Annotated in this window: 25 protein-coding genes; 13 read left to right on the forward strand and 12 right to left on the reverse strand. The window is 70.7% G+C overall.

Features of this window, described 5'->3' with window-relative positions; all coding sequences use genetic code 11:
- Positions 1 to 11: 11 nt before the first annotated feature.
- Genes ACFYTT_RS00980 through ACFYTT_RS00995 form a run of 4 tightly spaced genes read right to left on the reverse strand, consistent with a single transcriptional unit; the run spans position 12 to position 4,189 of the window.
- On the reverse strand, positions 12 to 269 hold the full coding sequence (locus tag ACFYTT_RS00980; protein ID WP_387256884.1) for an acyl carrier protein: 258 nt from the start codon (positions 267 to 269) through the stop codon (positions 12 to 14).
- Between the two features lie 48 nt (positions 270 to 317).
- The gene (locus tag ACFYTT_RS00985; RefSeq protein WP_387256886.1) at positions 318 to 1,616 is read right to left on the reverse strand and encodes a diaminopimelate decarboxylase; all 1,299 of its coding nucleotides are present in this window, start codon (positions 1,614 to 1,616) and stop codon (positions 318 to 320) included.
- Entirely contained in the window at positions 1,613 to 2,998 is a 1,386-nt protein-coding gene (locus ACFYTT_RS00990; protein WP_387256887.1) for a hypothetical protein, read from the reverse strand. The genes ACFYTT_RS00985 and ACFYTT_RS00990 overlap by 4 nt, the downstream gene beginning before the upstream one ends.
- Before the next feature lie 9 nt (positions 2,999 to 3,007).
- Positions 3,008 to 4,189 carry a 3-oxoacyl-[acyl-carrier-protein] synthase III C-terminal domain-containing protein gene (locus tag ACFYTT_RS00995; RefSeq protein WP_357216004.1) on the reverse strand — a complete coding sequence of 394 codons (1,182 nt, stop codon included), beginning with the start codon at positions 4,187 to 4,189 and terminating at the stop codon, positions 3,008 to 3,010.
- A 377-nt stretch (positions 4,190 to 4,566) separates the two neighbouring features.
- Here ACFYTT_RS00995 and ACFYTT_RS01000 point away from each other — a divergent pair, with 377 nt between their 5' ends.
- The 6 genes from ACFYTT_RS01000 to ACFYTT_RS01025 all read left to right on the forward strand — a co-directional run bounded on the left by ACFYTT_RS01000 (position 4,567) and on the right by ACFYTT_RS01025 (position 11,179).
- On the forward strand, positions 4,567 to 6,363 hold the full coding sequence (locus ACFYTT_RS01000; RefSeq protein ID WP_387256889.1) for a condensation domain-containing protein: 1,797 nt from the start codon (positions 4,567 to 4,569) through the stop codon (positions 6,361 to 6,363).
- A complete protein-coding gene (locus tag ACFYTT_RS01005; protein ID WP_387256891.1) occupies positions 6,360 to 7,268 on the forward strand; it encodes an ABC transporter ATP-binding protein in 909 nt (302 codons plus the stop codon). The genes ACFYTT_RS01000 and ACFYTT_RS01005 overlap by 4 nt, the downstream gene beginning before the upstream one ends.
- Positions 7,265 to 8,152 carry an ABC transporter permease gene (locus tag ACFYTT_RS01010; protein WP_254876800.1) on the forward strand — a complete coding sequence of 296 codons (888 nt, stop codon included), beginning with the start codon at positions 7,265 to 7,267 and terminating at the stop codon, positions 8,150 to 8,152. The genes ACFYTT_RS01005 and ACFYTT_RS01010 overlap by 4 nt, the downstream gene beginning before the upstream one ends.
- Positions 8,153 to 8,180: 28 nt before the next feature.
- Positions 8,181 to 9,998 carry a carbamoyltransferase gene (locus tag ACFYTT_RS01015; RefSeq protein ID WP_387256893.1) on the forward strand — a complete coding sequence of 606 codons (1,818 nt, stop codon included), beginning with the start codon at positions 8,181 to 8,183 and terminating at the stop codon, positions 9,996 to 9,998.
- 266 nt (positions 9,999 to 10,264) lie between these two features.
- Positions 10,265 to 10,921 carry a hemerythrin domain-containing protein gene (locus tag ACFYTT_RS01020; protein WP_387256895.1) on the forward strand — a complete coding sequence of 219 codons (657 nt, stop codon included), beginning with the start codon at positions 10,265 to 10,267 and terminating at the stop codon, positions 10,919 to 10,921.
- An 87-nt stretch (positions 10,922 to 11,008) separates the two neighbouring features.
- A complete protein-coding gene (locus tag ACFYTT_RS01025; RefSeq protein ID WP_162854322.1) occupies positions 11,009 to 11,179 on the forward strand; it encodes a hypothetical protein in 171 nt (56 codons plus the stop codon).
- Positions 11,180 to 11,402: 223 nt separating this feature from the next.
- Here ACFYTT_RS01025 and ACFYTT_RS01030 read toward each other — a convergent pair whose 3' ends face one another.
- Positions 11,403 to 11,690, reverse strand: a complete 288-nt coding sequence (locus ACFYTT_RS01030; protein WP_176093480.1) for a hypothetical protein — start codon at positions 11,688 to 11,690, stop codon at positions 11,403 to 11,405.
- A 252-nt stretch (positions 11,691 to 11,942) separates the two neighbouring features.
- Positions 11,943 to 12,524, reverse strand: a complete 582-nt coding sequence (locus tag ACFYTT_RS01035; RefSeq protein ID WP_131051160.1) for a TetR/AcrR family transcriptional regulator — start codon at positions 12,522 to 12,524, stop codon at positions 11,943 to 11,945.
- 66 nt (positions 12,525 to 12,590) lie between these two features.
- Here ACFYTT_RS01035 and ACFYTT_RS01040 point away from each other — a divergent pair, with 66 nt between their 5' ends.
- Positions 12,591 to 13,601 carry a hypothetical protein gene (locus tag ACFYTT_RS01040; RefSeq protein ID WP_387256898.1) on the forward strand — a complete coding sequence of 337 codons (1,011 nt, stop codon included), beginning with the start codon at positions 12,591 to 12,593 and terminating at the stop codon, positions 13,599 to 13,601.
- A 93-nt stretch (positions 13,602 to 13,694) separates the two neighbouring features.
- On the opposite strand, the gene ACFYTT_RS01045 is transcribed toward ACFYTT_RS01040, so the two are convergent.
- Entirely contained in the window at positions 13,695 to 14,105 is a 411-nt protein-coding gene (locus tag ACFYTT_RS01045; protein WP_387257951.1) for an ATP-binding protein, read from the reverse strand.
- 197 nt (positions 14,106 to 14,302) lie between these two features.
- On the opposite strand from ACFYTT_RS01045, the gene ACFYTT_RS01050 reads away from it, so the two are divergent.
- The gene (locus ACFYTT_RS01050) at positions 14,303 to 14,656 is read left to right on the forward strand and encodes an STAS domain-containing protein (protein ID WP_387256900.1); all 354 of its coding nucleotides are present in this window, start codon (positions 14,303 to 14,305) and stop codon (positions 14,654 to 14,656) included.
- 14 nt (positions 14,657 to 14,670) lie between these two features.
- Here ACFYTT_RS01050 and ACFYTT_RS01055 read toward each other — a convergent pair whose 3' ends face one another.
- From ACFYTT_RS01055 to ACFYTT_RS01070, 4 genes are all read right to left on the reverse strand, one after another.
- Positions 14,671 to 15,918, reverse strand: a complete 1,248-nt coding sequence (locus tag ACFYTT_RS01055; RefSeq protein ID WP_387256902.1) for a PP2C family protein-serine/threonine phosphatase — start codon at positions 15,916 to 15,918, stop codon at positions 14,671 to 14,673.
- A gap of 196 nt (positions 15,919 to 16,114) precedes the next feature.
- A complete protein-coding gene (locus ACFYTT_RS01060) occupies positions 16,115 to 18,571 on the reverse strand; it encodes a low temperature requirement protein A (RefSeq protein WP_387256905.1) in 2,457 nt (818 codons plus the stop codon).
- A 133-nt stretch (positions 18,572 to 18,704) separates the two neighbouring features.
- Positions 18,705 to 20,342, reverse strand: coding sequence for an esterase/lipase family protein (locus ACFYTT_RS01065; protein ID WP_387256908.1), 1,638 nt, complete (start codon positions 20,340 to 20,342; stop codon positions 18,705 to 18,707).
- 261 nt (positions 20,343 to 20,603) lie between these two features.
- The gene (locus ACFYTT_RS01070) at positions 20,604 to 21,182 is read right to left on the reverse strand and encodes a hypothetical protein (RefSeq protein WP_387256910.1); all 579 of its coding nucleotides are present in this window, start codon (positions 21,180 to 21,182) and stop codon (positions 20,604 to 20,606) included.
- 85 nt (positions 21,183 to 21,267) lie between these two features.
- Here ACFYTT_RS01070 and ACFYTT_RS01075 point away from each other — a divergent pair, with 85 nt between their 5' ends.
- Positions 21,268 to 21,879 (forward strand): CGNR zinc finger domain-containing protein, encoded by a 612-nt coding sequence (locus tag ACFYTT_RS01075; protein ID WP_387256912.1) that lies wholly within the window; start codon positions 21,268 to 21,270, stop codon positions 21,877 to 21,879.
- Between the two features lie 213 nt (positions 21,880 to 22,092).
- Here ACFYTT_RS01075 and ACFYTT_RS01080 read toward each other — a convergent pair whose 3' ends face one another.
- Complete coding sequence (locus ACFYTT_RS01080; RefSeq protein WP_387256914.1) at positions 22,093 to 22,908, reverse strand: DUF3152 domain-containing protein; 816 nt, start codon at positions 22,906 to 22,908, stop codon at positions 22,093 to 22,095.
- Positions 22,909 to 23,039: 131 nt separating this feature from the next.
- Here ACFYTT_RS01080 and ACFYTT_RS01085 point away from each other — a divergent pair, with 131 nt between their 5' ends.
- The 4 genes from ACFYTT_RS01085 to ACFYTT_RS01100 all read left to right on the forward strand — a co-directional run bounded on the left by ACFYTT_RS01085 (position 23,040) and on the right by ACFYTT_RS01100 (position 26,681).
- Positions 23,040 to 23,543: a SigE family RNA polymerase sigma factor gene (locus ACFYTT_RS01085; protein ID WP_387256915.1), complete on the forward strand. Its 504-nt coding sequence runs from the start codon at positions 23,040 to 23,042 to the stop codon at positions 23,541 to 23,543.
- Positions 23,540 to 24,268 (forward strand): hypothetical protein, encoded by a 729-nt coding sequence (locus ACFYTT_RS01090; protein WP_387256917.1) that lies wholly within the window; start codon positions 23,540 to 23,542, stop codon positions 24,266 to 24,268. Before ACFYTT_RS01085 ends, ACFYTT_RS01090 begins: the two co-directional genes overlap by 4 nt.
- Before the next feature lie 87 nt (positions 24,269 to 24,355).
- A complete protein-coding gene (locus tag ACFYTT_RS01095; protein ID WP_387256919.1) occupies positions 24,356 to 24,937 on the forward strand; it encodes a TetR/AcrR family transcriptional regulator in 582 nt (193 codons plus the stop codon).
- Positions 24,938 to 25,136: 199 nt separating this feature from the next.
- Positions 25,137 to 26,681, forward strand: a complete 1,545-nt coding sequence (locus ACFYTT_RS01100; RefSeq protein WP_387256921.1) for an MFS transporter — start codon at positions 25,137 to 25,139, stop codon at positions 26,679 to 26,681.
- The last annotated feature ends 85 nt before the right edge of the window (positions 26,682 to 26,766 follow it).

Below are 26,766 nucleotides of genomic sequence, written 5' to 3' on the forward strand. Positions count from 1 at the left end.
CTCACTCCCACTCAGGCGTGATCGTCCAGGTTCGCGACCACGTAGTCGGCCACCGTGCCGATGGTCTTGAAGTCGGCGATCTCCAGCCGCTCCGGGTCGACGTCGATGCCGACGCCGTCCTCCAACGCCATCAGCAGTTCGAGCACGGAGGTCGAGTCGACGTGCAGGTCCTCGAAGAGCCTCGTCTCCTCGGGCAGCCCGGAGATCGGGCGTTGCAGCACGTCACTGAGAGACTGCTCGATCTGCGAGACGATCTTGCTGCGGTCCATGACGGGTCCTTTCGGGTAGGCCGACCGGGGATGGCGGCAACGGGCGGATCAGGAGGCGGGGAAGGACACCAGACGCTGCGATCGCAGCAGATCGTCGACGGTGTCGCGGCTACGCACCAGGTGACCGACCCCGTCCACCACGAGCACCTCGGCCGGGTGCCCGTGACTGAGGAACAGCACCGGTGAGGCGCTGGGACCGTACGCGCCGGAGCGGCTGACCCCGAGCAGGTCACCGGGGCGTACCTCGGGCAGCCGGACCCGCTTGGCGATCACGTCGTTGGGGGTGCAGAGCGGCCCGGTGACGGTGTACACCTCGCTCGCGGAGGTGTTCTGCCGGGTCAACGACCGCACGGGGAAGTTCCGTTTGACGAAGCTGCCGATGCCGACCGCCGCCATGTGGTGGTTGGTGCCGCCGTCGGCGACCACGAACCACTCACCACGGGACTGCTTGACGTAGCGGGCCCGCAGCACGTACGTCCCGGACCAGCCGACCAGGTAACGCCCGAGTTCGGTGATGATCCGGGTGTCCGGGTACCGCGCCAGGAACTCGTCCACCGCCCGGTTCACCCCCTCGGCGGCGGCGGTCGCGTCGAGGTCGCTCTCGTTGTCGAAGTACGGAACGCCCCAGCCGCCGCCGATGTCCACCGTCTCCAGCGGTACGCCGAGTTCCCCGGCGAGGGACTCGGCCACGCCCAGGACGCCCCGGGTGTTGTGCACGACGGTCTCCACGTCCAGGATCCGGGTTCCCAGATAGGCGTGTACCCCGATGACGCGTACCCGGTTCAGTGCGGTCACGGCGGCCTTCGCACCCCGCAGGATCTCCTCGTCGATGCCGAACTGGCGGGGCTTGCCGCCCATCGCCAGCCGCGAGCCGTGCGTCTCGAACTCCGGGTTGACCCGCAGGATCACCCGCGTCCCGGCCGCCTCCGGCAGGGCATCCAACGCGGCCAGTTCGGCGAGGGACTCCACGACCACCGCGTGTGTCCCGCCCTCGGCGCAGCAGGCCCGCAACTCGTCGTCGGACTTGCCCGGTCCGAGGAAGATGAGGTCGTCCGCGCCGACCCCGGCCCGCCGGGCGGTGGTCAACTCGGCCAGGGAGGAGACCTCCAGCCCCGCGCCGAGCGACCGCAACAGGGCACACAGGCTGATGTTGGGGTTGGCCTTCATGGAGTAGAAGATGTCGATGCGCGGATCCAGGTCGGCACGCAGCCGCTCGTAGCGGCGCCGCAGGTGATCGCCGTCGTAGACGTAGAGTGGTGTGCCGTACCGCTGCGCCAACTCGGCGATCAGGGCGGGATCGGTGACGATCTCGCCGGTGGCGTCGGCCGGTTCTGCTCCGCTGCTCACGGGGAGACCTCCTGGCTGGGGCGGGTGGCGGTGAGTCGGGTGGCGAGTGCCCCGCGCAGGGCATCGTCCAGGGCCCTCAGACGATCGGCGTCCGTGGCGACGAGCAGGGCGTACATCCGGCCGTGGAACGGTGGCGGCCGGTCGGCGTCGGCGTTGACGGTGCCGAAGCAGGTGACGACGACCCGGTCGGGACCGGCCGGGTCGACCAGCGTGGCGAGCGTCCGGTCGACGTCGGCGAACGACACCGGCGCGGTGAGCGTCAGCGGGTACTGCCGGGCCAGCGCGACCTGCCCGGGTGCCTGGCACAGCTCGGCCAGGCTGCCCTGGTAGGTCGACATGTTGAGCCGGGCGTTGATCTCCAGCACCGGGTACACCACGCCGTCGAGGTCGACGATGGCGTCCACCCCGACCACTCCGGTGTAACCGTCGTCGCGGAGCCGGGCACCGACCAGCCGGGCGGCGCGGTCGATCTCGGCATGCTGGGCGTCGGTCAGCACGGCGGGCATGATGTGTCCCTGGTGGACGCCACCGTCGGTGAGCGCCTGCTTGACGAAGTCGAGCCGGATCCCGCCGTCCCGGGCCACGGTCACCTGGTAGTTGAGGTCGTACCGTTTCGGCAACCATTCCTCGACCACGACGTGCAGCCGGTCGTCTCCGCTGCGTTCGGCCCGCCGGCGCACCATCCGCAGGATCCGGTCCGCCTTGCGGGGCGAGTCCAGGACCAGCAGTCCCTTGCCGGACACCCCGTAGGAGTCCTTCACGACGATCCGCCGGCCCGCCGCGAGGGCGGGACGGTACCGCTCCAGGACCGTGGCCAACTCGTCGCAGGTCTCGCACTCGTCGCCCGGCACGACGCGCAGCCCGGCGGCGGCGGTCAGCCGGCGCCCGTAGATCTTGCCGTTGACCCGTTCGAAGGTCGCCGCGTCCGGCACCGCCAGCGGCACACCGCAGCTCTCGGCCAGCTTCTGTTCCAGGTCCGTGGTGGCCATCGGAAGCAGCCGCGCGCCGGCGGCACCGAGCGCAGCGAGCCGGGCCAGCAGCACCGGCGAGTCGAGAACGTCCTCAGTGGTGGAACGGTCGGCGGAGACGTTCTCCGGCACGACGATCTCGGGCACCGGCAGACCGGTCCGGTCGAGGTAGGCGCGATACTGCGGATCCAGCGGGTACTTGCAGACGAGCACGTCGTCGGCGCCGGCGAGCAGGACGCCCAGTTCCTCCATCCGCCGCACCACGTTCGTGCCGGTGGCGAATCCCGGGTTCGGCAGCCCGACGTGCTGGCGGGCCCAGCGGTGCTCGGCCTCGAAGTTGCAGATCAGGACCAGCCGGCCGGCGGGATCGCCGAGCAGGCGCTGTTTCAGCGAGCGAAGGTAGCCCGTGTCCACGTCGTCCTCTCAGTACTCGATGACCATGGCGGCGTAGCTGGAGCCGATCCCGACCGAGGTGAGCAGGTACGACTCGCCCTCGCGGAGCAGGCCGCGCTCGCGCATCGAGACCAGGTTCAGGAAGGGGTCGGAGCAGTTGCAGTGGCCGTAGCGGGGGATGTTGTCCAGGAACACCCGCCGCCGGTCCAGGCCCACCTGGGCGCAGAGTCGCAGCCAGAGCGAGGCGTTGACGTTGTGCGGGATCACCATGGCGATGTCCGACAGCTCCTTTCCGGCCTGCGCGAGCGCGTCCGACATCGCGGTCCAGAGGTGGGTGTTGTAGGTGTCACCGAAACGACGGAGTTGCTCGGCGGACATCCGGAACCCGTCGGCGAACTCGCCCTCGGTGCGGGCCGCGTAGGAGAGCACCCGGCTGCCCGCGCCGTCGGGTGACCGGCCGGGACCGGCGGCGAGCCCACCGGAGCGGTACCCGTCCGGCGTGTCCAGGCCGACCAGCAGGGCCGTCGACGCCTCGCCGGTGATCGATACGTGCAGGACGTACCGCAGCACACTGTTGAACGCCTTCTCGCCGGTGACCACGAGGGCCTTGGCCATCGGATCGCCGTCGGCACGCAGCAGCTCACCGGCGATGTCGACGGCGGCGAGTCCACTGGCACAGAACTGCTGGGTCACCGCGAACGCGTCGGTTCCGGACAGGCCGAGCCGTTTCCGGAGCTCGTCGGCGGCGAGGACGTGCGACGGAGCGGGATCGGGCAGGGTGTGCGCGTAGAGCAGGTAACGGACGACGGTGGGATCGGGCAGCCCGCGCAGCGCCGCGCCGGCTGCCGGTACGAGCAGGTCGAACAGGTCACCGTCGGGGTCCGCCCGGACCTCCGCCATGCCTCGGATCCGACGTAGCACCTTCGTCTGGTAGCGGTTGAGCCCGCAGGCCGCCCCGATCTCCTCGACCGTCCACGACCGGGCGGGCGTGAACGCCTCGACCCGGTGCAGGACGGTGGCCGCCCGCACGAGGTCGGACGGCGGTGCGATCGCGCCACGCCGGCCCTCGTCCCGCGCCCGATCGACGGTGTCGCCCCGCAGGACCGTCGCCTGCGGGGTCGGGGGCACCCCAGGTGCCCCGACGGCACGTGTCGTGACGGGACCCGACCGGACCAGGTCCGGCCGGTGCGTACGGGAGAAGGTGTCGGCCACTCGTTCCTCCGGATTCGCGGGGCGGCCCGCCCGGGCGGCGTCGACGAGGCGGTGCACCGTTGGCGCGCGATGTCGGCGCGGATGCCTGGACCGAGGCGACTCGCTGGAGGGTCCGGCCCGCCGGTCGGCAGCGCCGGCCGCCCGGCCACACGGCAGACGATAGGCAGATCCAGATGCTTCGGTGAATTGGGGAAACCCCTGTAATGATCTGATAAACGTCAATGCCGAAGGTGGGGATTTCCCGAAGTGACTCCAGGGTCCGGGCGGATCTAGCGTTGGCCGTTAGGTGCCATCCGGATATTGGCTTATGGCGGTGACCTGCCATTTCGTCGACCGGGCCGGGAATGGGGTGGCGGCCGGTCCAAAGGAGAGAAACGATGGGAATCCGACCTATCGACCTGGTGCCCCCACCCGAGGACGCGCCGCCTGCGGTGAGGCTGACGCACGTGGACCAGCTGCGCGTCCGGTTCACCGGTGAGCGGGACGGCGAAGGACCGATCACCCTCGGACAGGCGAACATGCTCAGCTGGATCGCCAAGGAGAAGCCGTACGGGCGGTTCGCCGCCGGCCCCCTGGAACTGCCACCCGGTGCCTCGATGGTCGACGTCACGGCCGCCGTCGAGGTGCTGATGGCCCGGCACGAGGCACTGCGCACCCTCTTCCCCGCCGACGGGCGGACCCAGCAGGTGCTGCGCTCCGGCGAACTGGCCGTCGACGTGTTCACCGCCGACGAGGAAGCCGACACGCAGGTGCTCGTGAACGAACTGATCCGCATCCTGCGCAGCGAGGAGTTCGACCTGTCCCAGGAGCTGCCGATCCGGGTCGCGGTGACCGCCGTGGACGGCGTACCCACCGCCGCGGCCGTGGTCTACTCGCATGTCGTGGTCGACCTGCCCAGCATGGTGATGCTGGCCCGACAGTTCACCGAACTCGCCGCCGAGCCCACCCGCCGACAGGTCGGCCCGCACGGGCACCAACCCCTCGACCAGGCCGCAGCCGAGCGCTCCGAGCGGGGACGACGCCGGTCCGAGGAGGCGCTCCGCTACTGGGAACGGATCTTCACCACCATCCCGCAGAACCTCTACGCGGTGCCACCGGCACCCGACGGGCCGGGCGGATCCTCATCCTCCTGGCTCTGGTCACGCGCCGCCGCCCTGGCCCTGCCGCACATCGCCGCCCGCACCGGCGCCAGCACGTCGATGGCGGTGCTGGCCGCCGTCTGCGCGGTCCTGAGCCACCGCACCGGCCACCGCCAGATCGCGATGCCGACCCTGTGCAGCAACCGTTACGAGCGCCGGCTGCACGACTACATCGGCCCGCTGGCCACCGACAGCCTGGTGTCGGTGGAGGTCACCTGCGCCGGCTTCGACGAACTCATCCACCGGGCCGGCACCGCCGTCCTGCGCGCCAACCGGTATCCGGCGGGCCAACCCCAGGAGATGGACCGGCTGGCCCGGATCACCGACGAGCGCGGCATCCACGTCGCCCGCCGCTGCACCTTCAACGACTCCAGCGCCGCCATGGGGTCCGGACCCCCGACACCGGCCGCGACCGACGCGACGGCGACGGACCCGACCGAGGCGCGCCGGGCACTGACCGAGTCGACCGTGGTGCCACGGTCGTGGGGGGAGATCCGCGCGCTGCTCGCCTTCCGCCTGCTGGACAAAGAGGGGCAGATGATCCTCGGCGTGCTGACCGCCGACCGCCACCGCATCACCGACGCCGAGAGCGCACTGCTGCTGACGGCCGTCGAACGGCTGCTCGTCGAAGCGGCGGCGGGTGACGTCGACCTGGACCGGCTCGGCGAGGTGACCGCAGTGGCACCCCTGACCCGGGATGCCGACTGGCGCTTCGTCGACTCCAACTGGATCCAACTCTCCCAGACCCAGCACCTGCTCGACGACGCGCTGCCCACCGCCGGCGCCCGGGTCTTCGCCGTACCCGACGACCACGGCCGTCCGGAACTGGTGGCGTACCTGGCCAACGGCGACGCGACCACGCCGGGCCGAGCCCACCGGGCCTGCCTCGAACGGCTACCCGGCCGGGACACCGCGATGGCCCCGCGACGGTACGTCGTCTGCGCCCGCGCGCCGCACGATCCGGCCGACCTGTCGCAGTGGCGACGCATGCCGGTGCGGCACACCGGAGACGGGCGGGAAGGTACGCCACAGTGACCACCTCCCACGACGGGGACGCGATCGTGCTGTCCGGGCTGCGCAAGTCCTACCACGGACGACCGGCGGTCGACGGGATCGACTTCACCGTCCGTCGAGGCGAGGTCTTCGCCCTGCTCGGACCGAACGGCGCCGGCAAGACCACCACCGTGGAGATCCTGGCCGGGCACCGCCGCCGCGACGGCGGTGAGGTCCGGGTACTCGGCGCCGACCCCGCCGACGGCAGACCGGAGTGGAAGGCCCGGATCGGCGTCGTCCTGCAACGCGCCGACGACCTCACCTACTCCAGCGTCCTCTCGGTACGCGACTGGGTCCGATCGGTCGCCGCCTACTACCCGACGCCCCGCCCCCCGGACGAGGTGATCGAGCTGGTCGGGCTCTCCCGCCAAGCGCGGGTACGCGCCTCCGCGCTCTCCGGCGGTCAACGTCGCCGGCTCGACGTGGCCCTCGGCATCGTCGGCCGACCCGAACTGCTCTTCCTGGACGAACCCACCACCGGATTCGACCCGGAGGCCCGGGTCCGCTTCTGGTCACTGCTGACCCAGCTCGCCCACGACGGCACCACGATCCTGCTCACCACCCACTACCTGGAGGAAGCCGAACGCCTCGCGGACCGGGTCGCGGTGGTGGCCGCAGGACGCATCGTCGCGATCGCCACGCCACAGACCCTCGGCGGACGGGCCAGTGCCACCGCCACGGTGCGGTGGACCGGACCCGACGGAACACAGAGCCGGCGTACCGGTGATCCGACCGCGGTCGTGCGGGAACTCGGCCAGCGCTTCGGCGGCGCCGTCCCCGATCTGGTCGTCCAGCGCCCCAGCCTCGAGGACGTGTACCTGGAGATGATCGGGCAGTCGCCGACGCGCGCGGACACCCGCCAACCGGTGACCGGAGGACCGGCATGACCACCGTCAGCGAGGGCGCCCGCCCGACACCCGAACACCCGGCCATGACCGCGCCGACCGGCGGACACCGTGCACCGGCCCCCCGCATGCCGAGACTGCTCCGGGTGGTGGCCGCCCGCACCCGCGTCGAGTTCCTCTCCCTCGTCCGCGAACGCTCGGCGATGGTCTTCACCTTTGCCTTCCCGCTCACCCTGCTGGTCATCTTCGGCTCGGCGCTGCACGGCCAACCGATCGCCGCCGGGGTCGTCTACGAGCAGTACTTCGTCGCCGGCATGATCGCCGCCGGACTGTTCGGATGCAGCTTCCAGAACCTCGCCATCGTCATCCCCCTGGAACGGGACATCGGCGGCCTGAAACGACTGGCCGGCACACCCATGCCGAAGTCCGCCTACTTCGCCGGCAAGATCGTGATAGTGGCGTTCACCGCGCTGGTGCAGAGCGTGCTGCTGATCGGGATCGGCGTGATCTTCTACGACCTGACCCTGCCCACCACCGTCGGCCCCTGGCTCACCTTCCTCTGGGTGGCCGCACTCGGCACGATCGCCTGCACCCTGCTCGGCATCGGCGTGGCCGGAATCGTGAAGAACGGCCGGACCGCTCCGGCGATCGTGTCGCCCCTGGCGACCGTCCTCCAGTTCGTCTCCGGGGTGTTCTTCGTCTTCGCCTCCCTCCCGACCTGGATGCAGAGCATCGGCACGATCTTCCCGCTCAAGTGGATGACACAAGGGATGAGATCGGTCTTCCTGCCCGACTCCTTCGCCGCGCACGAGGTGGCCGGCGACTGGGAACACGGGCGGATCGCGCTGGTGCTCGGCGCCTGGTGCCTGATCGGACTCGTGGTGGCGGTACGCACCTTCCGCTGGCGCAACCGCGCCGACGGCTGACCATGAACTGCACCCCTGAGGAGAAGAGATGACGGGTCAGCGGCGGGCGGTCGTGCTCGGCTACAGCGGGCTGCACGGATCGGCGGAACTCAAACAGTCCTGCTTCCCGGGCCTCGACGAGCGGGAGGCGCGCCTGTTCCAGGGACTGGACTCCGCCGCCGCCCTCGTCGTCGACGGCGAACTGGTCGCCGCGGTGCAGCAGGAGCGGTACTCCGGGATCAAGTTCGACCACGCGTTCCCGGCCGACGCGATGGCGAGCTGCCTGACGATCGCCGGTCTGGACGCCACCGACGTCGACGCGGTGGCCCACAACTTCGACCACTCCCACATGCGGGTCTTCGCCGAGGGCGAGGAGTACGCGCGACGCCGCTACCGCGAGATCCTCGACCCGGCCCGACAGACCGAGCTGCTGCACCGGTTCATGCCCGCCCTGGCCCGGCACCGGGTGACACCGGTGTCCCACCACCACGCGCACGCCCTCACCGCCGCCGTCCCCTCCGGCTACGACGACGCACTGGTCGTGGTCGTCGACGGCATGGGGGAGTTGTACGCCATCAGCGTCTACGCGTGGCGGCACGGGCAGCTGACCCGCCTGGCCGCACTGGACTACCGCGCCAGCCTCGGCCTCCTCTACGCGATCCTCACCATGCACCTGGGTTACTGGCCCAACAGCGACGAGTACAAGGTGATGGCACTCGCCGCGATGGGCGACCCGGCGCGGTACCGCGACGTGCTGGCCGACGCGGTGCACTGCCAACCGGACGGACGGCTGGACGTGCCGCTGCTGCGGCTCAACCGGGAGCCGTGGGCCCGGGAGACCTTCGCGACCTCGCGGGACTGGCTCACCGAGCGGGCCTGCCCGCAACGACGCGCCGGCGAGGAACTCACCCGGGAGCACATCGACCTCGCCAGCGCCGCCCAGGAACGCGTGGAACAGGCCCTGACCCACCTGCTGTCGTACTGGGTACGGCGGACCGGGCTGCGGCGGGTGGCGTTCGCCGGCGGCGTCGCGCTGAACTGCGTCGCGATCGGCAAACTGGCCGCCTCCGGCCTGGTCGACTCCGTGTACGTGCAACCGGCCGCCGGCGACGAGGGAACGGCGGTCGGCGCCGCACTCGCCCTGGCCGGTCCGGCCGTCTCCGGCGCCCACTACCCGTCGATGACCTACCTCGGCCCGGACGTCACCGAGGACGGACCGCCGGCCGACCAACCGTACTGGTCCGTGCCGGTGGGTGAGGGCGTCGCCGAGGCGGCGGTCGCACGGCTGCTGACGGAGGGCCGGATCGTCGGCTGGGCCCAGGGCCGGCTGGAGTTCGGCCCGAGAGCACTGGGCAACCGCAGCATCCTGGCCGACCCGAGGGACCGTGGCGCGCGGGAGCGGGTCAACGCCGCGGTGAAGTTCCGCGAGGAGTTCCGCCCGCTCGCCCCGGCGGTCAAGGCGGAGCGAGCCGACGACTGGTTCGTCATACCGCCGGGGACGAACATGCGGCACATGACGGTGGCCGTGCCGGTACGACCACCGATGGCGCAGCGGATCGCGGCGGTCGTGCACGACGACGGCACCGCTCGGGTGCAGGCCGTCCATCAGACGGACAACCCACGGTTCTGGCGGATCCTGGACGAGTTCGAGCGGCTGACCGGGACACCGGTGCTGATGAACACGTCGCTGAACGTGAAGGGCCAGCCCACCGCCCGGGCGGGCGCGGAGGCGTACCGCACCTTCGACTCGTCGAGACTGGACGTCCTCGTCCTCGGCGACCGGCTCTACGCCAAACCCGACGCGGTGGCGGCGGTCGAACGGGCGGTGACCCACGCCGCGCGACACACCGTGCTCAAGGTGCGATAGGCGAGCCGGAGCACACCCCGGCCGCTGCTTTCCCTGTTCGCCGGAGTCAGCGCCTCCGTTCAGCCTGGTGCGCGACGAACAACCGGTCACCGTCGTCGGCGCGGCGACAGAACCAACGAGCTCGGCCGGCGTGGTGAGCGTCGTCGGTGGGTACATCGGGCCCGTACGCGGCCGGACGAGATGTCCTGTCACGTACGGGTTTCAGCGGAAGGTGGGTCCACACAGGTGGGAGCCGCCCTTCCTCGAATCGAGCGGAAAGAAGGACCATGGCCGACAGCCGTGACATGTACGTCGTGCACAGCCTCTTCAGGCGCGAGTTCCCGGCCGCTGCGGCCCTGGTCCGGACAGTGGCTGCGGATGACGCGCCGACCACCGCCCGTGTCGCCGACCACGTGCTGCTGCTCACCGGCGCGTTGCACACGCATCACACCGGTGAGGACACGCATGTCTGGCCGAAGCTGCTGCAACGCGGTCCGGACGAGATCGCGCCGCTGGTCCAGACCATGGAGAGCCAGCACGAGAGCCTGCACGCGGCACTGGCCGACGTGGAGGAGCGGGCGACCGTGTGGCGCCGGACCGCGACTGAGGCTGACCGGGAAGCGCTGGCCGCAGCCCTCGACGCGTTGATCCCACCGATGTCGGCACACCTGGACGCCGAGGAGGCCCACGTGCTGACGCTGATCGACAAACACCTGACCGACGAGGAGTGGGCCGAAGCCGGGAAACACGGGCTGGCCTCGGCGCGGAAGAGCCAGCTGCCGATGATCTTCGGCATGCTGCTGCACGACGCCAGGCCCGAGCACACCGAGAGCCTCAGAGCGGTGATCCCGGGCCCGGTCTGGTTCGTGCTCTCCCGCCTGGGCCCGGTGGCCTACGGCAGGTACGCCCGGCGGCTGGGCCTCGACCGGGTGAGCGCCGCCTGACCGCGTGGGGCGGTCGGCCCGGGGTCGGCCGCCCCCTGGCCTGCCGTGTGAGAGGCGGCGGAGCCGGTCGTGGCGGATAATTGCCCGATGACAAATCCTGACCTCGATCCGGACGTCTATCCGCCCCTCGACCCTCGTGAGCCCGTGCCGGACGACGTCGGTGAGCTTCTTCCCGACACGCCCGGCGAGCTACCGGAGGCGCCGGTCGAGCCGTCGCCCGACGACGGTGAGCCGGGAGGCGTACCCGAGCCGGCATGACGGCGGTCGCGAGCGGTGCCGATCAGCAGTCCCGGTCCGCCGGGGACCAGCGCCATGAGGCGCCAGGTGGACCGCCGCGATCGCCCCGGCCGCTACACCGTCGTCGGCGAGTTCGCCGCCTGAGCGACAGGTGTCGCCCGGTCCGTCATCGCGGACCGGGCGACGCTGTCATCCGTGCGGTGTTCCTCGACGGTGTGCGAGGGGAGCGACGACGCCGGGTTTGCTAGTCCTGCCAGACGTTGAGGGCCCAGGCGAGGACGTACCAGACGCAGACGTACTCCCGCCCGGAGGCGATTCCGGCGATGTGGCAGGTGATCGGGTCGGGGAAGACACCCTGGAGCAACCAGGCGCCCGCCGCGGCCTGCGTGACCGGCGCGGCACTCACCGCCGCGGTGACAGCGGTGACGGGAGCGGCCTGGGCGGCCCCGGCCGTCGTTCCCAGGCCGGTGGCGACCAGGGTGACCACCAGGGTCGTCGTAGCCAGTCTCTGCCGCAATGACTGTTTGCGCATCGGGTTCTCCTCCCACGCGCCCCGGGCCGGATGTCCGGCCCAGGGCGTCCGTCGACGATCGATGCGTTACATGCTGCGCGGAGAACGGGCTCGGGTCGTCGGCCCACGACCTGACCCGTCGCGTACGCCAGGCGGGTGAGTCCGACCGTCCGCGTCCCCCGACAGGTGGACCCGCCACGCGAGCCGGCGCCATGCCCCGGGTGCCGATACCGAATCCCGGCGCATGGACGATGCTGCTCGGTCCGTCGGTGTTCAGGCGCGGCCACGTACGAGTGGCAGGAAGACCTCGTCGACGATGTCGAGGAGCACCTCGTCGGGGACCGAGGGGACGCCGCGCATCGCGTACTCGGCTCGTAGCAGCATCATGGGCGTTGTCGCGACGCGCGGATGGGCGGCCCTCGGCGGTGCCTCGCCGCGTGCCACGGCACGTTCGAGCATGCTCAGCCAGACGCGGTCCATGGTGTCCGCGCCCGAGCGTTCGCGCATGAGGTCGAGCAGCGCCGGGTCGTCCGCCGCCGCCGCCAGCAGGGCGCGGAGGACCGTTCCGTGCGGCGAGGACCACGTCTCGTTCGCCCGCCGCAGCATGTCGAGTGCGTCGCCCCGCAGGCTGCCGGTGTCGGGGTTCGGCATCACGGCGTCGGAGAGGTAGCGGTATGCCGCGATCCCCAGTGCTGCCCGATGTGGCCACCGGCGGTAGATGGCGTTCTTGTTGGTCCCGGCCCGGGCGGCGACGCGGTCCATGGTCAGCCCTGCGTAGCCGGACTCGCGCAGTTCCTCCGCCGCCGCGTGAAGGATGGCCTGTTCCAGCTCCGCGCCCCGGCGCCTGGTGCCCATGTCTTGCAGGGTACTGGAAGTACCTTATAGGGTACTCGGCGTACCTTAGATGTGAAGGGGTCCCCGATGCGCGTCTTCGGCATGAACTACGACACCGGCTTCGTCAGTGCCGGATCCACCACCCACGAACCGTTCGCCCCCGAGACCGTGCGGCGCGACCTCCGCGTCATCCGTCAGGAACTGCACTGCGACGCGGTTCGCATCACCGGCGGTGTCCAGGAGCGGCTGGACCTGACCGCGCACATCGCCGCCGAGGCGGGACTCGAGGTCTGGTACTGCCCGTTCACCAACGGTCTCGACCGCAAGGAGCTCATGGCGTTCGTGCTCGACGGCGCCGAGCGGGCCGAGCGGCTGAGGCGCAGCGGCGCCTCGGTGGTGTACCTTGCCGGCTCCGAGATCTCGTTGGTCACCAACGGCTTTCTACCCGGCCGTGACCTTGCCGAACGCATGGCGCTGTTGACCGAACCGATGAGGATGCGGGAAGCGATTCCTGCCGCGCGCGCCGCCGTGCGCGACTTCCTCGCCGAGGCGGTGCCCGCGGTGCGGGACCGGTTCGGCGGTGCCCTCGGCTACGCCTCGATCCCGTTCGAGGACGTCGACTGGGCCTGGTTCGACATCATTGCCAGCGACGCCGGTTACCGCGACGCGACCAATGCCGCAGCGTTCCCGCAGACCCTGGCGGCGGCGGTGGGCCAGGGCAAGCCGTACGCCGTGACCGAGTTCGGCTGCTGCACGTATCGCGGCGCGGCCGATGTCGCGGGAGGAACGGAACCCGTGACGTACGACGAGCACGGCCGTGCGGCGAAACTGACCGCGGAGTTGGAGCGTGACGAGGAGGGCCAGGCTCGCTACGTGCTGGATCTGCTGCGCGACTACGAAGCCGGCGGGGTGGAGGCGGCGTTCGTGTACACCTTCGCGAACCGGCACCTACCGACCACCGGTGACCCGGCGCACGACTACGACCTGGCCGCGCGAGGGATCGTGCGGGTGTTGCCGGACGGCTCGTGGACGCCGAAGGCCGCGTTCCACGCACTGGCCGAGTACGGCCGCACGCGCACTCGGACGAGGCCACGGTGATCCTGGTCGGCACCCTGCGCGTGTGCGCGACGCTGCGAGCCGACCCGACCGCCCGGGCGATCGGCAGGGGAGTCAGTCGACGAGCCCGGATCCTCAGGAGGTGGACGGCGCCGCCACCGTGCTCAGGCATTTGGTGAGGCGGAGCAGCACATGGCCGGGTTCCGCGTCGAGGAAGGCGGCGGTGTCGGCGAGGGCGCCGATCAGAGGCAGTCCACGACCACCGACGGTCAGCGGATCCGGCAACTCGGCGGTGAGCTTCGCGTCGTCGGGGGTGTCGCCGCGATTGCCGACCTCGATCAGGCAGTCGTGACCGTCGATGAGGATCGTCACGTCGACGATGCTGCCACTGTCGGCGTGCAGCACCGCGTTCGCGCAGGCCTCGGACATCATCACCGCGAGGTGATCCCGGGCTTCCTCACCGACGTCGGTGAGGCTGAGCAGAGTGGTCAGGACGTGGCGGGCGCGGGTCACCGAAGAGGGCTGTCGTGGCAGTGACAGTGTCATGGTCACGCGCATTCCCGCAGCTCCCTCTCGGCCGTATCGTGGCCGCGTCGGTGTCCCGGTGCCGTACCGACTGTGATCCACCGTACCCGGGCTTGATCCGCTGAAACGGCCACGCTGCCGCCGTGCGGTGTGCCCGTTCGCGGTGGTTTCGCCGCCGGGCGCATAGGCTGGTGTGCGGAACGCGTGAGGAGGCTGTTGTGGATCTGCAGGTGTCGGCCCGGCCCGGCCGGGGGTGCGCGGTGGTGGAGGTGCAGGGTGACCTCGACATGGCCACCTCCCCGCGGTTGCGGGACACCCTGCAGAAGCTCGTCGACGCCGGTGACCGACAGGTGGTGGTGGACCTGGCCGGGGTGGCGTTCATGGACTCCAGCGCACTGGGTGCGCTGGTGGTGATGTTCAAGTCGTCGCGCGAGGCCGGCGGACGGCTCAGCCTGGCCGGCGTGCAGCCCGCGGTGCGCCGCGTGCTGAACATCACCTCGGTGGATCGGGTGATCGACATCTACGACGACGTCCCGGGAGCCGAAGCAACATATCGCCCTTCGGCGGTGTGACCGGCAGGAGGCGGTCAGTCGGGCAGCGCCGCGCTGGCGCGTTCCGCATCGGCGCCGGCGTTGGCGAGCCGGCCGCGCTGGTGCCCTCCGTACCAGTCGAGGATCAGTAGCGTCGCGTCGTCGGCCAGGGTGGGTCCGGCCACCTCGAGCACGGCGTCGGCCAACGCCCGGACGGCCTCGCGCGGGTGCAGGTCACCGAGCGTCGGCAACACCGCCGGAAGGTCCAGGCCGGCGGCGTTGCGTTCCAACACGCCGTCGGTGACCACGACCAGGCGATCGCCGGGCTGCAGCGTGACCTCCTCGTGCTGGTACTCGGCTTCGGCGAACATGCCCAGCGGGAGGTTCCCCGGCAGCCGTACCGGCTGCGTCTTCCCGCCGCGCACCAGTAGCGGCGGCACGTGCCCGGCGTTGAGCAGCGCGCAGACCCCGCTGCGGAGGTCGAGGCGACCCAGGACCGCGGTGACGTAGCTGCCGCGCACGACGGCGTGTTCGGCCACCGCGGCGTTCGCGACGTCGGCCTGCTCGACCAGGCCGGCGGGGAGGCGGCGGGTGTTGCGCAGGCTCCCGACTCCCAGGGTGGCCGTCAGCGCGCTGGACACGCCGTGACCCATCGCGTCGGTGACGCTGAAGTGCAGGACGTCGCGGCCCAGGCTGTAGTCGAAGGTGTCGCCGCCGATGCTGGCAGCCGGCTCCAGCCAGCCGGAGAGCGTGAACGCGCTCGCCTCACAGGTGAACGACCCCGGCAGCAGGCGACGTTGGATCTCCGCGGACAGCGTGAACGGGGTGGTGCGTTGACCCCACTCGAACAGGTCGGTGTGTCTCCGGTTGGCGATCACCACGAAGGCCAACGCGTGCGCCGTGTGGGAGATCTCCCCCAGCGCCTGCGCGGTCGGCTCGGTGGGTAGCGTCATCTCCAGCAGACCGATCGCCTCACCACGGTCGGTGACCGGCGCCAACACCGTCCAGCCGTGGGCCTGCTTGGTCACCTGCACCGTCTGGGTCCGCAACGCCTGCTCTGCGGGACCCTGATCGAACGGCTGCACGGTGGCGACCTCGTCACCGTGGCGGCGGGTGCCACCCGCATCGTCGAACGGCACGTGCGCCAACCGCACCAATGCCCGACCACTAAGATCGACGATCAGGAACGAGACGTCCGACGCGCCGAGCGCGGCACCGACCTCACGGGTGACCGCCTCGACCGGTGAGGCGTCCTCCGCCGCGTCCAACAGGCCGGCCAGCACACGCCCTTGACTGCTTTCCACCCCCGGAGTCTACGGAGTCACCCCGCCGACCAGCACCACGCGCGAAGGCGGGCACCGGGCGACGCCTCACAGGGTGATGACCACCTTGCCGCGCGCGTGTTCGTCGGCGAGGTAGTGGAACGCCTCGGCGGTCCGTCCGAGTGGGGGCCGTCCCCGCGCCACCATTCCGCCCGACACGGAATGGCCGGCGGCGACGTCAGGCCGGCTGTGGATCGACGCCGGTGCGCCCCCGTCGGCTGGCGAGCATCTCGATCGCCGCGAACACGATCCCGAGGCCGGCCAGCAGCACCAGGTTCCACAGCACGGACAGCGGCGCGGTCAGGGGCGCGAGCACGGTGAGCAGCACCGCACCGCCGATCCTGGAGCCGCTGACCCGCCTCCACACCCGCCACCAGAACGCCTGGTTCGCCGCGATGTAGGCGACCGCACCGAGATAGAGCGCGTAGTGACCCAGAGCGTGCGTGTGGGCGCCCAGGGGGCTGCCGTGCAGGATCAGGGTCTCGCGCAGGCCGAACGCGAACAGGATCAACCCGGCGACCATCGGCAGATGCAGGTACGTGTAGGCGTCCCGGGCCAGGTGGACCCGCTCCTCGCCCCGGGCGGCCTGCAGGGCGTCGTGCGCGAGCCCGGCGTCGGTGTGGAAGTAGGACCACCAGATGGTGCAGATGGCGATCGAGGCGGCGACCAGGAGCAGGACCAGCAGCAGCGACGTCGCTTCCTGCGCGCCGGAGAACCCGAGGGCGATGATGGTCTCACCGAACGCGATCAGCATGATCAACGCGTAGCGGTCGGTCCAGTGCCGCACGGTGCGGATCCGCCACCTGCGCAGCCCGCTCCGGTAGCTCCCGAGGATCTCGGTCACCACCGCGACCAGCCACATCATCGTGATGATCAGGTCGATCCGTGGCGCGTCGCCGAAGGTCACCTCCACCACGATGCTGCCGGTCAGCAGCGCCAGCGCCACCGCACTGGGCCACGCCGACTGCCGGACCACGGCCGGCAGGTCCGGTTGGTCCCGCGCGGCATACCAGACCAACGCGGCCTGGACGATCCAACCGGCGAGGTACGCGGCCACCACGACGCTGGCACCGGGGAGTCCACCGGGAGTCGACTCGAAGGTGTGTGGCAGCGCGATGCCCAGAATCAGCGTCAACGCCATGACGCCGATCATCGCCAGACGCACCGGGACGGTCTCGTGCCGGATCGCGTTGGTCACCCAGGAGAAGCTCGCCCACGCCCACCACAGCAGTGCCAGCAGGATCAGCCCCTGCACCACCCCGAAGACCGAGTTCTCCCGCACCATGAGGACAGTGACCTGGATGAACGCGAACACGAAGACGAGGTCGACGAGGAGTTCCTTCGGTGTGGCTCCCGGGATCTTGGCGACTTCGGGATCGACCCGCGCGTGTAGTTGCCGGTGGCGTCGCCGGAACACGGTGCGGTCGGCGACGACCATCGCCGTGACCCCGAGCAGGAGCAACGCGAGCGCACCCAGAGGTGGGGTTCGGGCCGCCAGCGGCAACAGCGCCAGCAACGTTACGCTGCCCACCACCGGGCTGCGCCCGAGCATGTCGAGGGCGCGACGCTGAAAGGCGATCAGTCCGCCGAGATAGACGATGACGCCCCCGAACAACAGAACGGCGCTCGCGGCGTGCCAGGGATGGTCGGCGGTGCCGGTGGCGGAGGAGACGGCGTGCTTCAGGCCGAGCGCGAGCACGATGAGTCCGCAGATCATCGGCAGGTGCAGGCCGCTGTAGGCGTCCCGGGCGATCCGGGACTGCTCGGCGCGGGGGAGAGCCTGCATCGCGTGTTCCGCGACGACCTTCGCGACGTCGAAGTAGGTCCACCAGAGCACGGAGATCACGGCGATGCTGAGTGCGGCTCCGGCCAGAAGCTGCCAGGTGACGGGCTCGTCGCCGCCCAGACCCTGGCTGACCCCGACCGAGATGACCGTCTCGCCGAGTGCGACGAGGATGATCAGGCCATGCCGCTCGGCGAGGTGTCTGCTGGACACCACCTGCGCGTTGCCGCTGCTGACCACCCGCAGCGCACTGAAGTTGATCACGATGACCAGGGCGAACAACACGGTCCGCAGGTGCCGGTCGTCGATCGGCAGGTCGAGCCGGGGCGGCAGCCAGATCGCGCAGGCCAGGATCACCCCGGCCGGCAGGTAGGTCAGCCAGGACGCGATCACCGGACGTCGCCCGGCCGGGCCCTGCGACCAGTGCAGATAACTGAGCACCGCCAGCACGGCATAGATGATCAACAGGTAGCCGGACGCGACGAGCAGCGGTTCGAAGACGCCGCCGGACTCGGCGGTGAAGGTGCCCGGAATGGCGACGCCCATGATCAGCAGCGTCGTGGCGATGCCGAAGACGACCAGGGGCAACAGGCCCTTGTCCAGGTACACGACGTTGCCGAGCCAGGCGCAGGAGTTCCAGCAGTGCCACAGCATAAGCACCACGATGGTGCCCTCGGCGACCCCCAACCATTCGAGGTGGCTGGCCATCAGGTTGGTGACCCGCAGGAACGCGAACACGAAGAACAGGTCGATGAAGAGTTCCATCCAGCTCACCTCGCCGGTGGACCCCTCGGTGCGAAGGACGAGGAACCGACGCCGGAGCGCGGCCGGTGTCGAGCCCCCGTCCCTCATGCCCCTACTGTGCCGATCGGGCCGGGGCGCGGCGGCCACAACGGGGAATTCACGCGCCGCCCACGGCACCGTCCGAGCGCTGGCCACCGCCGCTCGACCGGCGGTGCCGGAGCCGGGACGGCAGGTGGGCGGATCAGCCGGTCGGCTGGCACACCTTCCCGGTGAAGGCGGGGTCGGGTTGCTGGAAGCGGGACCAGGCGGGATTCGCAGCGATCGGCAGCGGAGGCGCCTGCCAGGCCGCACCGAGGCGCTGCAGCAGGGGGTACTCGTCGCGTTCGTGCCGGATCGGTTCGCCGGAGAGGAAGGCGAGCAGCCGGTCAGCGACCAGGCTTCGGTTGAGGAGGCCACCGTGCACGCCCGGCATCTCGAAGACGGGGATGCGGCTGTACTCGCCCGGTGGCGCCTCGGCGGCGGTGGTGGTGGGGATGAAGGCCACCATCCGGATCCCGGGCACGGGGCACATGAGTTGGTTGCGATAGAACGGCGCGTCGTCGACCAGGGACCGGATGAACGGTTCGTCGGGACCGGTGTGCGGGCCACCGACCAGACGCATCGCGCCGAACGCCAGCCGCAGTTGCCACCCGGTGGCCACGCCGAAGCCCCGGTTCTCGTGGGGCGGGGGGTAGTAGGCGCGTCCCGCGTTGATCAGGGGGCTGAACATGGCCAGGGTGTCGACGGCGGGATGCGCCCCCTGCTGCAGGTAGCTGCGGGCGACCATGGCGCCCTCGCTCTCGCCGATGAGGGCGATCGGTCGTCCGGTGCGCTGGTGCAGCCGTCGCACCTGCTCGTCGAGCAGTCGGACACTGTCGGCCACCGAGATCGCGGTGTCGCGCGATCCGTAGGGCAGGGGAGCGCCGTGCGAGCTCAGCCCCCGGTAGGAGAAGCGTTCGACCCGCTCGTCGGGAGGTTGCTCGCCCCCGTAGGACGAGCCGTAACCGGCCAGGACGATGACCGCCTGCGGCACGTCGGGTGGCAGCGGGTGGTCCAGGACCACCGCCTCGGCCCGCAGGTCCTTGCCCGGTACGGCGTCGACCAGCACCGGGATGAGCAACGGCACCGCGAGGGCCAGCACCACCGCGACGGGTGTCGCCGGCATCCACGCCCACCGCGTTGACGGATTGATCAGCGCGGTACGGATGATCCGGTTCCACAACAGCCCGTTGACCACCCCTGCCACGGTGGCCACCGGCACCGTCCACCATCCCGGCAGACTCCAACACAACGCGCCGGCCATGGTCAGCACCACGAAGTTCAGCAGTGACCAGCCCACCAGCGAGATCGACGGCAGCCCCCGCCACCACGGCGCCAGCACCGCAGCCCGTTGCAGGAACGGCGCCAGCAGGAACATCGGCACCACCGAGGCCAGCAACACCCAGGACAGCGCCACCACCGACGCGGCCACCGAGATCAGCGCCCACGGCGCGACGAAGACCGCCACCAGCGCGGCGAGCCCGAGATTGCGTCGCAGCAGCCACCGCACCGGCGGTCGTGGCACCTCGCCCGGCCACGCCAACACCACCAGCAGCGTGTGGAACAGGCCCCGAGCCACCACCAGCATGCCGAGCCAGAGCGCGAACGAGGGCCAGGAGTCGTGGTAGACGTACAGCCATCGCAGGTCGTGGTAGGTGTCGTACGGCCACACCGCCGCCGTCTGCGGCGCCAGACCCTGCGCCGCGACGAATCCCAGTGAGACCACGACGGCGGCCTCGATGGTCGGGGACACCGAGGTGAGCAGCAGCAGCGCAGCCAGTCTGCGGTCCGCCGCCAGCACCCCGCCTCCTCACCGTCGCCCCGTCCTGCACCGACGGGGTGGATCGCCGTCGCCGCCGGTGCCGAGGTCTTCATGATGCGCTGGCTGGTCGTCGCGAGCGGCGCAAACGGCGTAGCCGGGCCGTCTGTCCGTGGCCCACCAGATCGACGTGCTCACCGTGCTGCGCCGCTGTTCGTACCCGCCGACACGCGTGACCCGGCCGCCGGCTGACCTCCGCCACCCGCCTCTGCGTCGGACGCGCGGCCGGGCCGCGTCGCACGCTCAGTTCGCCGCGTCGCCGAGGGCGACGCAGACGTTCTCCTGCCGGCCGACGGCGAGTGCCAGTCCACGGGTGCCGGTCGCGTCGATCGAGATGACGTGCAGGCCGTCGAGGATGTAGTAGCCACGCGGGTGGAGATCGCCCGGCCGGAACCCGAACCCGGCCGGCCCGACGATGGTGTAACGCAGCCAGCCGCCGTCCGGCCGGTACTCCAGCAGCCCGGAGCCACCCGCGTCCCGGCGTACGGCCTGCCCGGTGTCGGTGTTGACGAAGTCCACGGTCAGCGGTCCCGCGAACTCCTCATGTTTGACGGTGCCGTCGGGATACCGGGCGAGCACCCGGACCCGGATGTCCTGCGAGACGACGCGGACGCCGAGCGGGAACGAGCAGTAACGGCCGGCCGGGCCGGTCCATTCCTGCTGGACGTAGGGGCGCCAGGGCTCGGGGTGGGGGCCGCGTCCGGCCTGACGATCCGATGCCGTCGGCGGTGTGCCGGTGCCCCGAGCGGCCACCGGGCCGGCGGGAGCGAGCAGCAGGGCCGTGGCCGTGAGGGCGGCGAGCACTGTCCTTGCCAGGTGCATGTCATCCACCTAACCAGTTCTCAAGTATTAACCGGTGTTGATGAGACTACTGGTTAGGTGGGCGGAGTCAAGGCACACTGTCGGGATGCACTGGGTGAACGTCGAGGGCTATCCGATGCCCATCCCGATCGGCGGGCATCCCGCCCTCGAACTCTGCAACACCTGGGCCGGCTGGGCCGCTCCACCCAGCCCGGAACGCGAATGGCTGCGCGACTTCGACCGCCTCGCGGTATGGACCGGGCACGTCAGGCTCCTCACCCCGACCAGCGTCGCCCGACTCCGCGAGCAGGGCCGCCGCGACCCCACCGCCGCCCACGAGGTGCTCGCGGCGACTCGCCAACTGCGTACCGCGCTGCACGACGTCCTGCTCGACCCGCACGACACCGACGCGTTCCGGCACGTCGCCGAAGAGGCACGACGCGCCGCCGCCGCCGCGACCCTGGAGACCGACCGCACCGGGCTCGCCCACTGGTCACTCCCCGACGACCTCGGCCTGCGACTCCCGCTCCTGGCCGGTGCCCGCGCCGCCGCCGACCTGCTCACCACCCCCGCCCGCACCGAGGTACGCGCCTGCCCCGCCGACGACTGCGGATGGCTCTTCCTCGACCCCCGGGGCCGACGCCGCTGGTGCAGCATGGCTACCTGCGGCAACCGCGCCAAAGTCCGGGCCTGGGCCGCCCGCCGACAACCACACTGACCCCGCCCTGACGAGCCCGACGGTGAAGAGGCCGGCACGTGTCCACGCCGTCGACAGCGTGAGCACGTGCCGCCGAATCACATCCCGACCCACCAACAGCCTCCGGACGGGCTGCACCGGTGTGACGGTCCTGCCGCGACCGTGGTCGGTCGATCAGGCTTGCCGCAGTCCGTTCCGAGGTGGGACGGATGGGTCTGACGGTAGCGGTGTGCCTCAGTCGCTCGGCATGCCCCGGTCGCGGGGCGGGATCCGATCGTCGTAGGCCCCGGGCGGGCCGGAGTGACGCCTGCCGTCGACGTACGGCAGGCCGTTGGCGGTGCAGCCGTGCAACCCCAGTGTCTGCTGCTGCATCACCGGAGCCGGTCGGCCGCGTCCCGGGCACAGTTCGTGGCCCATGCCGAGGCGGTGACCGACCTCGTGGTTGACCACGTACTGGCGGTAGCGGTCGATGTCCTTGCCGAAGCCGGGTGCTCCTTTGACCCACCGGGCGACGTTGAGGACGACCCGATCGCCGTTGCGGCAGGAGGTGTAGCCGTCCGGCGTGTCCTGGCACAGCACGTCCCGGGTGACCGGGGTGGCCAGGTAGACGGTGAAGTCGGGCCGGCGGCCGGGGCCGACCCGGCGCAGTTGCCACTGTCCGCCGGCGGTCCAGCCCTGCGGGTGGGCGAGGGCCTCGGTGACCTGGTCGGCGAACTCAACAAGCGGAATGCCCCGGATGCCGCGCTCCATCGCGACCTGGTAGCGCAGTAACTGCCCGGCGCCCCGCCGCCCCGAACCCGGCTCGCCGGGCGCGATGTCCCACGTGTTGTCGCCCGTCGCCGGATAGCCGACCGGCGGCGGAGGCGGTTGCGCGAGGGGATCGGCGGTCACCGTCGGTGCGGCGGTCACCGTCGGTCCGGGGGGTTCGGCGGCCCGCGCGTCCGCGTCGGCGGTCGGGGCACATCCGGCCAGCAGCACGGCGATCAGCGGTACGACCAACGGCGGAAACGCATTCCGGGCGGTCCGCATCCCGGTGTCGAACGAGCTCATGGTCCTCCGTCCATGGGGCCTGCCGCTGGTCGTGGCAGGTGGGAGAAGGACGGCCGACGATTCCGGAAAGTTGATCCGTTGGCGGCTCAACCTTTTCGCGGTGCTGCCCGTCAGAGACGTCGTGAGGCAGCATGGCCAGGGGTGACGCGGAGTTCGTCGAGTTCGTCCGGGCGGCATCGGGACGGCTGGCACACGCCGCGTACCTGATGACCGGCGACCATCACCAGGCCGAGGACGCCGCGCAGGCCGCTCTGGTCCGGACGTACGCCTCCTGGTCGAGCGTCAGACGCGACGACCCCTACGCCTACACCCGACGGGTGATGACCAACTACATCGTGGACGGTTGGCGGCGTCCGATCCGGGAGCATCCCACCGACGAGGTGCCGCACCGGCATCGGGATGACGTCGCGGACGAGGTCGCCGCCAGGCGGACGTTGCAGCACGCTCTCGGCACTCTCACTGCTCGTGAACGGGCGATCGTGGTGTTGCGCTACTTCTTCGACCTGCCGGAACTGCAGGTGGCCCGTGAGCTGGAGGTCTCGGTGGGCACGGTGAAGAGCACGAGTTCCCGTGCGCTGGAGAAGCTGCGTCAGACCCTTGTCGAGTTTCCGGACACGCGGGGAGGGGATCGATGACCGAGGCAGACCGCCTCCGTGCGGCGATGCAGGCGACGGAACACGCCGAGTGGGGCCGGTTCGACGTCGAGACCATCATGCGCGACGGCCGTCGGCTGCGCCGTCGCCGCTGGGCGGTCCAGGGTGGCACCATCGTGCTCGCGATCGTGCTGGTCGTCGGCGTCGTGGTCGCGTGGGACCGACCTCGCCCCCCGGAACCGGCCGCGCCACCGGACCCGGCACCCACCGCGACCGCCACCGCATCGACTGAGCAGACACCCACCGGCGTCGCGACACCCCCACCGGTGATCGGCGACGTCGTGCGGACCGGCATCTGGTATGGCGACGAGGAGCGGGTGTTCTACGTCGTCCCGGTCAGCGTGCCCCGCGCGCCCGGGGTGACGATCGGGTTGGCCGCCGGCCGGCGTACCCCCACCCAGCAATTGACCTTGGACTTCCTGGTCAACGACGTCGAGGGTGCCGACCGCCGGCCCGGTTTCCACCAGATCGGGTACGAGCCGTCGGGTGAGGTGCTGCCGGACGACCCAGTGCCCACCTTCGGATACTTCGTCGGGCCCGCCGCAGGGATCGTCGGCACGGTCGGCGGCCAGACGGTCACGGCGCGGTTGGCTCGTTGGAGTGCGGACACCGATGTGGTGATCTTCTGGTTCCCTCCGCAGGCACTCCGGCCGGGGCAGCGCTTGGACGGCATCCGCGCCTGGGATGCGCGGAACCGGGAGCTCTGAGCACGTTCACGCCGACGCCCTCATCTGTCCGCTTGCGTTGTAGTGTCGACCAAATGGTCCGTAGCGGAGTCGAGGGTGGGTGCGCCGGTGACTGAGGGGCGGCAGACGCGCAACGCGGAGCGCACTCGGCGTGCCGTGCTCGATGCGGCCACCCCGATGATCCTGGAGAGAGGCGACGGCATCACCCTGGCCCAGGTCGCCACCGCCGCCGGGGTGTCGAAGAGCGGCTTGATCCACCACTTCGGCAGCCGGGAGCAGCTCGTGATGGCCGTGGTGGAGGATGCGTACGAACGCTTCCAGGAGGCGGTCCTCAGCCATCTCGACCTGTCGGAGAACTACCCCGGCAAGATGCTCCGCGCCTACGTTCGCGCCCTCTGCGCGGGAAGCACCGACGTCGTGGCGGCGCGCGACGCCGCGTCGGTGCCGATCTGGAGCGGCCTGTACGCGGTCCCCGGGATTGCCGCTGTGGTGCGGGAGCGCAGTGAGTGGTGGAGCGAGCAGCTCGCCGCCGACGGGCTGAGTGCCGAGCGCGTCCAGCTCGTGCGTCGCGCCGCCGAGGGGGTCGCCATCGCGGTCCTGCACGGGGAGGAGGACGAGGCGAGCATCGCGACCGCGCGCCGGCTCCTGCTCGACCTCGCTACGGACGGCACCTTCCCCGCGCCCATCTGACCTCTCCCGCGGCCTTTGGGGCCTGCGGTGCCGAACGGCACAGCAGGCCCTTTTGCGTGCCGGGGTCCTGGTAGGGCCCGTCCGAAGGAGCGTGGCCGCACGCTCGTCCGCCACAACAAACCACCTGTGTTGTCTAACCGGCCATCTGGACGGTAGCTTGGCGACGTCACCGCCCCGCCGACTGCCGACAGGAGTCTCGATGAATGACGCCCCTCCCAAGGCCACCGCCAGAACCTGGATCGGTCTCGCCGTCCTCGTCCTGCCCCTGCTGCTGATCACGATCGACGGCACCGTCCTGATCCTGGGCCTACCGGCGATCTCCGCCGAGCTGAGCCCCACCGGCATCGAGCAGCTGTGGATGATCGACATCTACTCGCTCGTTCTCGCCGGCCTGCTCGTGGCGATGAGCACCGTGGGCGACCGCTTCGGTCGACGACGTAACCTGCTCATCGGCGCAGTCGTCTTCGCGATCGCCTCCGTGGCCGGCGCGCTGGCCACCTCGCCGTGGATGCTGATCGGCGCCCGGGCCCTCCTGGGCGTCGGCGGAGCGATCATGATGCCCTCGACGCTGTCCCTGGTGCGCAACATGTTCCTCGACCGGCAGCAGCGCCGCTACGCGATGGCCGTGTGGGGCGCGATGGCGTCGGTGGGCGCGGCGGTCGGGCCGATCCTCGGTGGCTGGGTCATCGAGGCATTCAGCTGGCAGGCCGCGTTCCTGATGAACATCCCCGTGATGCTGCTTCTCGTGATCGTCGGTCCGCTGCTGCTGCCCGAGAGCCGCAACCCCGAGCTGCACCGGATCGACCTGCTCAGTGTCGTGCTCTCCCTGGTGGGCATGATCGGTGTGGTCTACGCCCTCAAGACCCTGGCCGGTGGCAAGGACACCGGTCTCGCGGTGACGGCCCTCGTCGTCGGCCTGATCGCGGTCGCCCACTTCGTCCGCAGGCAACTCACCCTGCCGACGCCGCTCATGGAGGTCCGGCTGTTCACGGTGCGGCACTTCCGGGGCGCCGTGATCGGAGACCTGCTGTCGATTTTCGCGATGGTCGGCGCGCTGGTCGCCCTCATCCAGCACCTCCAACTCGTGCTCGGCCTCAACCCGCTCCAGGCCTCCGTCTGGCTCATACCTCAGGCGGTTCTCGCCGGCACCGCCGGATTCGTCGCGGCGACCCTGGTCAAGCGCGTCCTGCCCGCGTACGTCATCGCGGCCGGCCTCCTGGTCGCCGCCGCCGGCTTCGGGTTGACCACGTTCCTGGCGCCGACGTCGAGCCCGGCCCTGGTCGCGACCGCCCTCGCGCTGGTCTCGCTCGGCGCGGGCATCGGCCTGACCCTGAGCAACGACATCATCATGAGCTCCGTCAAGCCCGAACGAGCCGGTCAGGCCGCCGCGACCTCGGAGACCGCCTACGAGATCGGCACGACGCTGGGCACCGCCGTCCTGGGCGGGATGCTTGTCGCCTGGTACACCAGGGCCTTCACCGCCGGAACCGAGACGCTGCACCTGCCGGAGTCCCTGGCCGAACGGGCATCCTCGACGATGGCCGAGGCCCTGCTGGTCGCCGACGAGGTCGACAGCGGCACCGGAGCCTCGATCCTCGATGTCGCGACGACCGCGTTCACCGACGCGATCGCCGTCACCGGCACGATCGGCGCAGGGATCATGGTCCTCGCCGCGATCTGGTCCCTCGTCACCCTTCGAGGTGCGGCCGCGAATGCGGACCTCGCCGCGGAGCACGAGCACTGACCCGTGCCGCCCACCACCAACTCATCGATGTGCGTCGACACCCGGCGGGCTGGCTGCCACACTGGATGCGCCTCTGACCACGGTC

Source organism: Micromonospora sp. NPDC003816 (genome assembly GCF_042874705.1).
In the GTDB taxonomy this organism is placed as follows: Bacteria; Actinomycetota; Actinomycetes; order Mycobacteriales; family Micromonosporaceae; genus Micromonospora.

Bases quoted from the DNA above. Each gene is read 5' to 3' on its own strand.
- ACFYTT_RS01080 (WP_387256914.1), bottom strand. From the start codon at position 22,908: ATGAGCTCGTTCGACACCGGGATGCGGACCGCCCGGAATGCGTTTCCG.
- ACFYTT_RS01100 (WP_387256921.1), top strand. From the start codon at position 25,137: ATGAATGACGCCCCTCCCAAGGCCACCGCCAGAACCTGGATCGGTCTC.
- ACFYTT_RS01040 (WP_387256898.1), top strand. From the start codon at position 12,591: ATGCGCGTCTTCGGCATGAACTACGACACCGGCTTCGTCAGTGCCGGA.
- ACFYTT_RS01000 (WP_387256889.1), top strand. From the start codon at position 4,567: ATGGGAATCCGACCTATCGACCTGGTGCCCCCACCCGAGGACGCGCCG.
- ACFYTT_RS01025 (WP_162854322.1), top strand. From the start codon at position 11,009: ATGACAAATCCTGACCTCGATCCGGACGTCTATCCGCCCCTCGACCCT.
- ACFYTT_RS01035 (WP_131051160.1), bottom strand. From the start codon at position 12,524: ATGGGCACCAGGCGCCGGGGCGCGGAGCTGGAACAGGCCATCCTTCAC.
- ACFYTT_RS01075 (WP_387256912.1), top strand. From the start codon at position 21,268: ATGCACTGGGTGAACGTCGAGGGCTATCCGATGCCCATCCCGATCGGC.
- ACFYTT_RS01030 (WP_176093480.1), bottom strand. From the start codon at position 11,690: ATGCGCAAACAGTCATTGCGGCAGAGACTGGCTACGACGACCCTGGTG.
- ACFYTT_RS01020 (WP_387256895.1), top strand. From the start codon at position 10,265: ATGGCCGACAGCCGTGACATGTACGTCGTGCACAGCCTCTTCAGGCGC.
- ACFYTT_RS01085 (WP_387256915.1), top strand. From the start codon at position 23,040: ATGGCCAGGGGTGACGCGGAGTTCGTCGAGTTCGTCCGGGCGGCATCG.
- ACFYTT_RS01015 (WP_387256893.1), top strand. From the start codon at position 8,181: ATGACGGGTCAGCGGCGGGCGGTCGTGCTCGGCTACAGCGGGCTGCAC.
- ACFYTT_RS00980 (WP_387256884.1), bottom strand. From the start codon at position 269: ATGGACCGCAGCAAGATCGTCTCGCAGATCGAGCAGTCTCTCAGTGAC.
- ACFYTT_RS01010 (WP_254876800.1), top strand. From the start codon at position 7,265: ATGACCACCGTCAGCGAGGGCGCCCGCCCGACACCCGAACACCCGGCC.
- ACFYTT_RS01045 (WP_387257951.1), bottom strand. From the start codon at position 14,105: ATGACACTGTCACTGCCACGACAGCCCTCTTCGGTGACCCGCGCCCGC.
- ACFYTT_RS01070 (WP_387256910.1), bottom strand. From the start codon at position 21,182: ATGCACCTGGCAAGGACAGTGCTCGCCGCCCTCACGGCCACGGCCCTG.
- ACFYTT_RS01090 (WP_387256917.1), top strand. From the start codon at position 23,540: ATGACCGAGGCAGACCGCCTCCGTGCGGCGATGCAGGCGACGGAACAC.
- ACFYTT_RS01060 (WP_387256905.1), bottom strand. From the start codon at position 18,571: ATGAGGGACGGGGGCTCGACACCGGCCGCGCTCCGGCGTCGGTTCCTC.